Origin of the sequence: Mycobacterium sp. (assembly GCF_050701675.1) — a bacterium.
In the GTDB taxonomy this organism is placed as follows: Bacteria; Actinomycetota; Actinomycetes; order Mycobacteriales; family Mycobacteriaceae; genus Mycobacterium.
The window spans coordinates 1-7,562 of record NZ_JBOGDD010000380.1 but is presented as its reverse complement, the minus strand read 5'-3'; the positions used below and the strand labels follow the sequence as shown (position 1 = coordinate 7,562).

Sequence of the window (7,562 nt, the reverse complement as noted above, 5' to 3'; positions counted from 1 at the left end):
CGTCGGATCTCACCGCCGAGTTGGAGGCGCAGGTCCGCGAGCATTCGGTGTGGTGGCCGGTGGACGTTCCCGCGCCCGACCTGGCTGCCGCACTGGTGCCGATGCACGACACGCCGCTGGGTCCGCTCGCCGACAACCTGACACTGCGCCAGATCGGGCTGCGAGACCGGTTGCGGGAGATGGACTTCGAGTTCCCCCTTGCGGGCGGTGACCTCGGAGCCACCGCACCGCGGATTCACCTGCGGGACGTCGGACGGTTGGTGGCCGAACATCTGGCGTCCGACGACCCGCTGGCCTCCTATGCCGAGCGGCTGAGCGGTGACGCGTTGGGCAACCAGCCGCTGCGCGGTTACCTGAACGGGTCGATCGACGCGGTGCTGCGCATCCCCTCCGACGACGGCGACCACCACCGCTACGTGGTGGTCGACTACAAGTCCAACTGGCTCGGCGACGGCGACGGTTCGCTGACGTCGGCCGACTACGAGAGGGCCCGGCTGATCGAGGCGATGCTGCACTCCGACTATCCGCTGCAGGCCCTGCTGTACAGCGTCGTGCTGCATCGTTTTCTGCGCTGGCGACAGCCGGGATATGACCCCGAACGCCACCTGGGTGGGGTGCTCTATCTGTTCGTGCGCGGCATGTGCGGGCCGGACACCCCGGTGGTCGACGGCCATCCCGCAGGCGTCTTCGACTGGCAGCCTCCGGCATCGCTGATCGTGGCCATGTCCGAGCTGCTCGACGCGGGGAAGGCGGCCGCGTGACGTCCGTCGAACCGGTCGACACCGCGAATTGGCGCAGGGCCGTCGGGGCCACGGGTCTGCTGGCGGCGTTCAACGACGCCTCGGTCGTCGACTCGGCCGATGTGCTCGTCGCGCAGCGCCTGAGCGCATTGGCCAAGGAGACCGACGAACGGGTGATGCTCGCCGTCGCCCTGGTGGTGCGGGGGTTGCGCGCGGGGTCGGTCTGCCTGGATCTGCGGTCGGTCGAGGCCCAGGTCGACGTCGCCGACCTGCCATGGCCCGCGATCGACGACTGGCTGGCGGCGGTGTGGGCCAGTCCGCTGCTCGAAGCGCCGCACGTCCTGCGCCGCCAGGAGCATCTGCTCTACCTCGACCGGTACTGGCGGGAGGAGCAGCAGGTCGCCGACGACCTGCGGGCGATGGTGTCCCGCCGCGCCGTCGACACAGTCGACACAGTCGATTCCGCGGCCGACATCGTGCGCCTCTTCCCCACCGGGTACGAGGAGCAACGTGAGGCCGCCGAAATCGCCTTGTCGCAACGGCTCACGGTGCTCACGGGTGGCCCGGGCACCGGCAAGACGACCACCGTCGCGCGACTGCTGGCGCTCTTCGCCGGACAGTCGGGGTCGGGGTCACGGCTGCGCATCGCGCTGGCGGCACCGACCGGAAAGGCGGCGGCCCGATTGCAGGAGGCGGTGCAGCTCGAGATCGACAAGCTCGAACTGGTCGACCAGCGGCGGCTTTCGGGGCTGCAGGCCACCACGATGCATCGCCTGTTGGGTAGCCGTCCCGACAGTTCGTCGCGCTTCCGCCATCACCGTGGCAACCGGCTGCCCCATGACGTCGTCGTGGTCGACGAGACGTCGATGGTGTCGTTGACCATGATGGCCCGGCTGCTCGAGGCGGTGCGCCCACAATCCCGGCTGCTGCTGGTGGGCGATCCGGATCAGTTGGCGTCGGTCGATGCCGGCGCGGTGCTGGCCGATCTGGTCGACGGTTTTGGCGCCGGGAAGGGTTCACCGGTGGTGGCCCTGCGGACGCCGCATCGATTCGGCGAGTCGATCGGCGCGCTGGCGTCGGCGATCCGCACCGGCGACGCCGACGCGGCACTCGAGGTGCTGCGGTCCGGCGGTGATCACATCGAGTGGATCGACGACGAAGACCCGTCGGTGCCGTTGCGCAAAGTGCTTCTGCCGCAGGCGCTTGCACTGCGACAGGCCGCTGTCCTCGGTGACGCCCGGGCGGCGTTGGCGACACTCGACGAGCAACGGCTGCTGTGTGCGCACCGGCGCGGACCGTACGGTGTGCAGCACTGGAACCACCAGGTCGAGCGATGGCTCACCGAGGCCACCGGCGAGCCGATCTGGTCGGATTGGTATGCGGGGCGGCCGGTGCTGGTGACCGCCAACGACTACGGCCTGCGCCTGTACAACGGCGATACCGGCGTGACGGTGGCCAGTGGGGACGGACTGCGGGCCGCGATCGCCAGTGCTGGCGAGCCGCGGGCGTTCGCGACCAGTCGCCTGCCGGAGCTCGAAACGATGTACGCGATGACGATCCACAAGAGTCAGGGTTCGCAAGCCGCCGAGGTGACGGTGCTGATGCCACCGGTCGAGTCGCGCCTGCTGACCCGAGAGTTGTTCTACACGGCGGTGACAAGGGCCAAGTCGAAGGTGCGGGTGGTGGGCTCGGCCGAGGAGGTGCGGTCGGCGATCGAGAAGCGTGCGGTGCGGGCGACGGGCTTGGCGCTGCGCCTGCGGGGTGCCACGGGGAATTCCGCTTAGGCCGCTGGGGTTGACCTTGTCGTGACTGAGGTCGCTACGGGGTTTCATTCTGGCGAGTTGGCCGTCCAACGTCGGGCCGGCGTGCAGAGGCAGGCCGCCAGGCTGTCGACGATGGTCGAGCGCGGCGGATTGCGGGCCGGCGTCGCCGGGTTCCTCGCAGGCGCCACGTTCGCGGCGCTCACCGCGCGGGATCGAGACGGCCGGCTGTGGACGGCGCCGCTGGTGGGTCCGGCCGGATTCCTTGCGGTGGCTTCACCGTCGAGGCTACTGATCGGGACTACGCCCCACCCAGAGGATCCGCTGCACGGACTGCCAGGCGACCAGCCGGTCGGCCTGATCGTGATGGACTTCGCCGCCCGTCGTCGGCTCCGGATCAACGGAACGTTGAGCGCCGCGGGCGAAAACGGCTTCGAAGTGGACGTCGTACAGGCCTACGGCAACTGCCCTCAATACATCCATCCGCGGCTCCCGTCGCCCGATGAGCAGATCCACGAAGCCCGGCTGATCCACCGAGGCAACGCGTTGGAGCTCGACGACGTCGACCAGGTTCGCTCGTCGGACACGTTCTTCCTCGGCACCACCCATCCCGAATTCGGCAACGACGCGTCTCATCGCGGTGGACCCGCGGGGTTCGTGCGCGCCGACGCAGATGCGCTGTCGTGGCCTGACTTTCCCGGCAACAACATGTTCAACAGCCTGGGAAACCTTGCGGTCGATCCCGCCGCCGCACTGTTGTTCATCGACTTCGCCACCGGCCGCACGGTTCAGCTCTCCGGTGCGGCGACAGTGCAGTGGCTCGATGACGAGCGCCGCATTCAGTTCGGCGTTCACGACGTGGTGGCGAGCTTGGCGCCAGCGCTGCAACTGCAGGGCTAGGGCTTCACGGGATGTCTGCTCAGGATGGACACCCGGTTGAATGCGTTGATGGCGGTGGCCACCCAGATGACGGCTGACAGCTCGTCGTCGGTGAGCACCTTTCGCGCGCGGGCGTATTCGCGTTCGGCGGTGTCGTGCTCGGGCAGCGTCGTGGTGATCTCGGCGAGCCGCAGCGCGGCCTGCTCACGGTCGTCGAACAGTGCGGTGTCGCGCCAGACCGACAGCGTGGCGAGCTGCTTGTCGGTGACGCCCGCCGTGACAGCCCGGCGATGGTGCACCTCAAGGCACGACGGGCAGCCGTTGATCTGCGATACCCGGACGTTGACCAGCTCGACGAGCTCGCGGGACAGGCCCGCCTCCTTGGCCGTTGCCATGACGGCGGTGGAGATCCCGGTCAATGACTTGTAGGCCTCGGGCGATTGCTTGTCGATGTGCAGGTGCTCGGTGTCCATCACGCGCCTTCGCCTCGGGAGTACTGTCGGACCGATCGTACGCAGCGGAAGGAATGCCGTGACCCTGACCGACAAGACTGGCGAGCCCGTCACCGTCACCAAGGAGGACGGCCGGTTCACCGTCGCCGTCGACGGAAAGACCGTGGGCCTCACGGCCTTTGCCCATCGTGACGGCAAGCGGGTGTTCTATCACACCGAGGTCGACGAGGCGTTCGGCGGGCGCGGGCTTGCCACCATCGTGATCGCCGAGGCGCTGGCGGCCACGCGGGACGAGGGACTGCGCATCGTGCCGGTGTGCCCGACCGTCGTCGCATACGTGAAGAAGCATCCGGAGTTCGAAGGCGTCGTGGACCGCCCGACGAAGGCGATCCTCGACTCGCTGGAGTAACTCCGAACAGTGGGCCTGAAGGTCAGGGACCTACATGCGCAGGTGCGGGTGCCCGTCGGGGTGCTCGGTCAGCCAGCGCGCCTCGACTCGCTTGACGCGGTGGTGTTCCAGCGCGATGAGGATGCCCCCGGCCGTCACCAGTGCGCCCGCGATGAATCCGAGCGGCAGCTGGAGCTCCGGGTGGCCGTAGGCGGTGGCCGCGATGAAGCCGGCGATCGTCACGGTGCCGAGACCGATCAGGAAGAGACCGGGTAGCCACAGGGTGTCGATGAAGGATTCGCCTGCGTGCTGTTGCGTGGTCCGGGAGTGATCGACGGGATCGCGATGCGCGCTCTTCATGTGCATCTCCCTTCCGTGGAGAGACGACCAAGTATACGCTCGTTGTGAGCTGGCTCACATGACGCTGGTGGCCAGTGCTTGCCTGGCGTATGCCCGCACGTCGGCGTCGCCGTCCTCGAGCGCACCGGTGAGCGCGTCGCGCGCAGTCGCCTCCGAGGCGGCCCACCTGGTCAGACTCAGCACCGCAGCCTTGCGCACGTCGAGGTGCGGATCGACCAGCGCCCGGGATAGCGGCGGTACCGCGGCCGACGGCGACGGCGCCCCGGCCAGCGCGCGGGCGGCACCCTGTCTGATCTGCCAGGCCGACGCGTCCAGTGCACGTTCGACGGTCTTGCCGTCCTCGTCACCCCACTCGACCGAGCCCATGGCCGCCAGCGCAGCCGCCCGCACCAACGGGTCGAGATCGTCGATGAGAGTCCGCACGGCCACCGCGCCCGCGCCAAGGGTGCCGAGACCGTTGGCGACGGCGATGCGCACCTCGCGGTTCGCGTCGGTCCTCGCGGCCGCGACTCCTGCGGCGTCGTCCACGGACACCAGGGCTCGCACCGCCTCGATCCGCACCCGATGGTCGCGGTCGGTCAGCGCGTGCCGGTACTGGCCGGCCTCCCCCGCCCGCCGCGCACTGAGCACGTACACCGCGACACTGCGCACGATCGCGTCCTCGGAGTCCAACACGGCCTCGATGGCGCCCGGTTCGGGGAGCACCTCGACCAGTTCACGGACGCCATCGGCGGCGACGCGCCGCACCTCGACGTGCTCGTCGCTCAGCGCCGCGAGCAGCGCGGGCGCGTAGCCGTCGGCGAGATGCTCGGTCAGTACGTCGACGGCGGTGCGCCGCACTCCCGGGTCGGCGTCGGCGAGGTACGGGGCCAGGTCGTCGACGCTCGGCTCGTCAAGCGCCAGCACGGCCGCGATCCGCGGTGACGGCGGCTGAACGGCCGTGCCGTCGACGACGCGCGACACGTCGCTGGCCGGCGCCTGCCCACCGACCAGGTCGGGCTGGCGCACCGGGATGGATTCAGTTTCGCCACTGGGCAATCCGTCCAACCCGGGTACAGGGACGAAGTACGGCGCGACGGGCCGCTTCAGGAATTCGATGGTGCCGTCGTCGGCCTTGCGCAGGTTCAGGTGGTAGCGCCAGTCGACGTCGTCGCGGTCGGGCAGGTCGCTGCGGTTGTGGTAGAGACCCCATCGCGACTCGGTGCGGGTGAGTGACGACCGGGCGGCCATCTCGGCGCAGTCGCGGATGAAGGACACCTCGACCGCTCGCAAGAGTTCGTGCGGCGTGGTCGCACCGATGCCTGCCACCTCGTCGCGCATCCGCTCGAAGGTCTGTACGGCCAGCGACAGTTTCGCGGCCGTCTTGGGCGGTGCCACGTAGTCGTTGACGAAGCGGCGCAGCTTGTATTCGACCTGTGGTTGCGGTGGCCCGTCGGGGTGACGCAACGGGCGGTAGATCAACTCGTGCGCTGCGGCGAGCTGGTCCGCGGGCAGGACATCCGGTCGGGTGGCGTCAACATATGTCGACGCCGCGTGGGCGCCTGCCAGCTCGCCGTACACGAACGCGCCGATCATGTAGTTGTGCGGCACGCAGGCCAGGTCGCCGGCCGCGTACAGCCCGGGCACGGTGGTGCGGGCGTTCTCGTCGACCCAGACCCCGGACGCGGAATGCCCACCGCAGAGCCCGATTTCGGAGATGTGCATCTCGATGTCGTGGGTGCGGTAGTCGTGCCCGCGGTTGGCGTGGAAGGTGCCGCGGGTGGGGCGTTCGGTGGTGTGCAGGATGCCCTCGAGCGTGCTCAGCGTCTCGTCGGGCAGATGGCTGACCTTCAGGTAGATCGGGCCGCGCGCGGATTCGATCTCGTTCTTGACCTCCGCCATCATCGCCCCTGACCAGTAGTCGGAGTCGACGAAGCGCTCGCCCTGCGCGTTGACCTGATAGCCGCCGAAGGGGTTCGCGACGTAGGCGCACGCCGGCCCGTTGTAGTCCTTGATGAGCGGATTGATCTGGAAGCACTCGATTCCGGACAGCTCGGCGCCCGCGTGCAGGGCCATCGAGTAGCCGTCGCCGGCGTTGGTCGGGTTCTCGTAGGTGCCGTAGAGATATCCGGATGCGGGCAGCCCGAGACGTCCGCATGGCCCGGTGGCGAGGATGACGGCCTTGGCGCCGACGACGACGAACTCGCCGGTGCGGCTGTTCAAGGCGGCCGCGCCGACCGCCCTGCCGTTCTCGGTGAGCACACGGACCGGAACGAACCGGTTCTCGATGCGGATCTTCTCCCGCATCGAGCGCTGCCTCAGCACGCGGTAGAGCGCCTTCTTGACATCCTTGCCCTCGGGCATGGGCAGCACGTAGGACCCGGACCGGTGGACGCGGCGCACCGCGTACTCGCCGTGCTCGTCCTTCTCGAATTTGACGCCGTAGCGCTCAAGCCGCTGCACCATGGCGAAGCCACGGGTCGCGGTCTGATAGATGGTGCGCTGGTTGACGATTCCGTCGTTGGCGCGGGTGATCTCGGCCACGTAGTCCTCGGGGGTGGCCTTGCCGGGGATCACGGCGTTGTTCACGCCGTCCATGCCCATCGCCAGCGCGCCGGAATGCCGGACGTGGGCCTTCTCCAGCAGCAGCACCTGGGCGCCCTGCTCGGCGGCGGTCAACGCGGCCATCGTCCCTGCGGTGCCGCCGCCGATGACGAGCACGTCGCAGTCGATGCGGACGGCGTCGTCGAGATCGGGAATCTGCATCAGCTGATCAACTCCGAATGGTCAAGGGCGGCAATCACGTCGGCGCGCAGTGCACTGCGGGCGACGGACGGGTCGCGGGGTGATGGCACGTCGATCAGGGCTCGCAGCGGTTGGCCTGCGCGGCCGAGGACGGCGATCCGGTCGCCGATGAGCAGGGCCTCGTCGACGTCGTGGGTGACGAAGACGACGGTCGTCGGGTGGGCCCGCCAGGTGTCGATGAGCAGGCGCTGCATGGTAG

The 7,562-nt window shown here is 68.9% G+C and carries 6 protein-coding genes and 2 pseudogenes; 4 read left to right on the top strand and 4 right to left on the bottom strand.

All coding sequences use genetic code 11. The annotated features are described in order from the left end of the window. The 3 genes and pseudogenes from ACRDUX_RS11440 to ACRDUX_RS11430 form a co-directional block, all read left to right on the top strand. Nucleotides 1-761 (top strand): annotated as a pseudogene (locus ACRDUX_RS11440) (exodeoxyribonuclease V subunit beta); the annotation flags it as partial. A gap of 56 nt (nucleotides 762-817) precedes the next feature. Next, nucleotides 818-2,524 (top strand): exodeoxyribonuclease V subunit alpha, encoded by a 1,707-nt coding sequence (gene recD, locus ACRDUX_RS11435; RefSeq protein ID WP_526413932.1) that lies wholly within the window; start codon nucleotides 818-820, stop codon nucleotides 2,522-2,524. 21 nt (nucleotides 2,525-2,545) lie between these two features. Further along, the gene (locus ACRDUX_RS11430; RefSeq protein WP_526413930.1) at nucleotides 2,546-3,400 is read left to right on the top strand and encodes a pyridoxamine 5'-phosphate oxidase family protein; all 855 of its coding nucleotides are present in this window, start codon (nucleotides 2,546-2,548) and stop codon (nucleotides 3,398-3,400) included. Here the strand turns inward: ACRDUX_RS11430 and ACRDUX_RS11425 are convergent. After that, complete coding sequence (locus ACRDUX_RS11425; protein ID WP_526413928.1) at nucleotides 3,397-3,852, bottom strand: carboxymuconolactone decarboxylase family protein; 456 nt, start codon at nucleotides 3,850-3,852, stop codon at nucleotides 3,397-3,399. The genes ACRDUX_RS11430 and ACRDUX_RS11425 overlap by 4 nt on opposite strands. Nucleotides 3,853-3,910: 58 nt before the next feature. Between ACRDUX_RS11425 and ACRDUX_RS11420 the strand changes: the two genes are divergently transcribed. Further along, nucleotides 3,911-4,240, top strand: a complete 330-nt coding sequence (locus tag ACRDUX_RS11420) for a GNAT family N-acetyltransferase (protein WP_526413926.1) — start codon at nucleotides 3,911-3,913, stop codon at nucleotides 4,238-4,240. 30 nt (nucleotides 4,241-4,270) lie between these two features. On the opposite strand, the gene usfY is transcribed toward ACRDUX_RS11420, so the two are convergent. From usfY to ACRDUX_RS11405, 3 genes and pseudogenes are all read right to left on the bottom strand, one after another. Next, nucleotides 4,271-4,579: a protein UsfY gene (gene usfY, locus ACRDUX_RS11415; RefSeq protein WP_526413924.1), complete on the bottom strand. Its 309-nt coding sequence runs from the start codon at nucleotides 4,577-4,579 to the stop codon at nucleotides 4,271-4,273. A 54-nt stretch (nucleotides 4,580-4,633) separates the two neighbouring features. Further along, on the bottom strand, nucleotides 4,634-7,324 hold the full coding sequence (locus ACRDUX_RS11410; protein ID WP_526413922.1) for a fumarate reductase/succinate dehydrogenase flavoprotein subunit: 2,691 nt from the start codon (nucleotides 7,322-7,324) through the stop codon (nucleotides 4,634-4,636). After that, nucleotides 7,324-7,562: pseudogene (locus ACRDUX_RS11405) on the bottom strand (ABC transporter ATP-binding protein); the annotation flags it as partial. The pseudogene ACRDUX_RS11405 and the gene ACRDUX_RS11410, both read right to left, overlap by 1 nt.

Bases quoted from the DNA above. Each gene is read 5' to 3' on its own strand.
- usfY (WP_526413924.1), bottom strand. From the start codon at position 4,579: ATGAAGAGCGCGCATCGCGATCCCGTCGATCACTCCCGGACCACGCAA.
- ACRDUX_RS11410 (WP_526413922.1), bottom strand. From the start codon at position 7,324: ATGCAGATTCCCGATCTCGACGACGCCGTCCGCATCGACTGCGACGTG.
- ACRDUX_RS11425 (WP_526413928.1), bottom strand. From the start codon at position 3,852: ATGGACACCGAGCACCTGCACATCGACAAGCAATCGCCCGAGGCCTAC.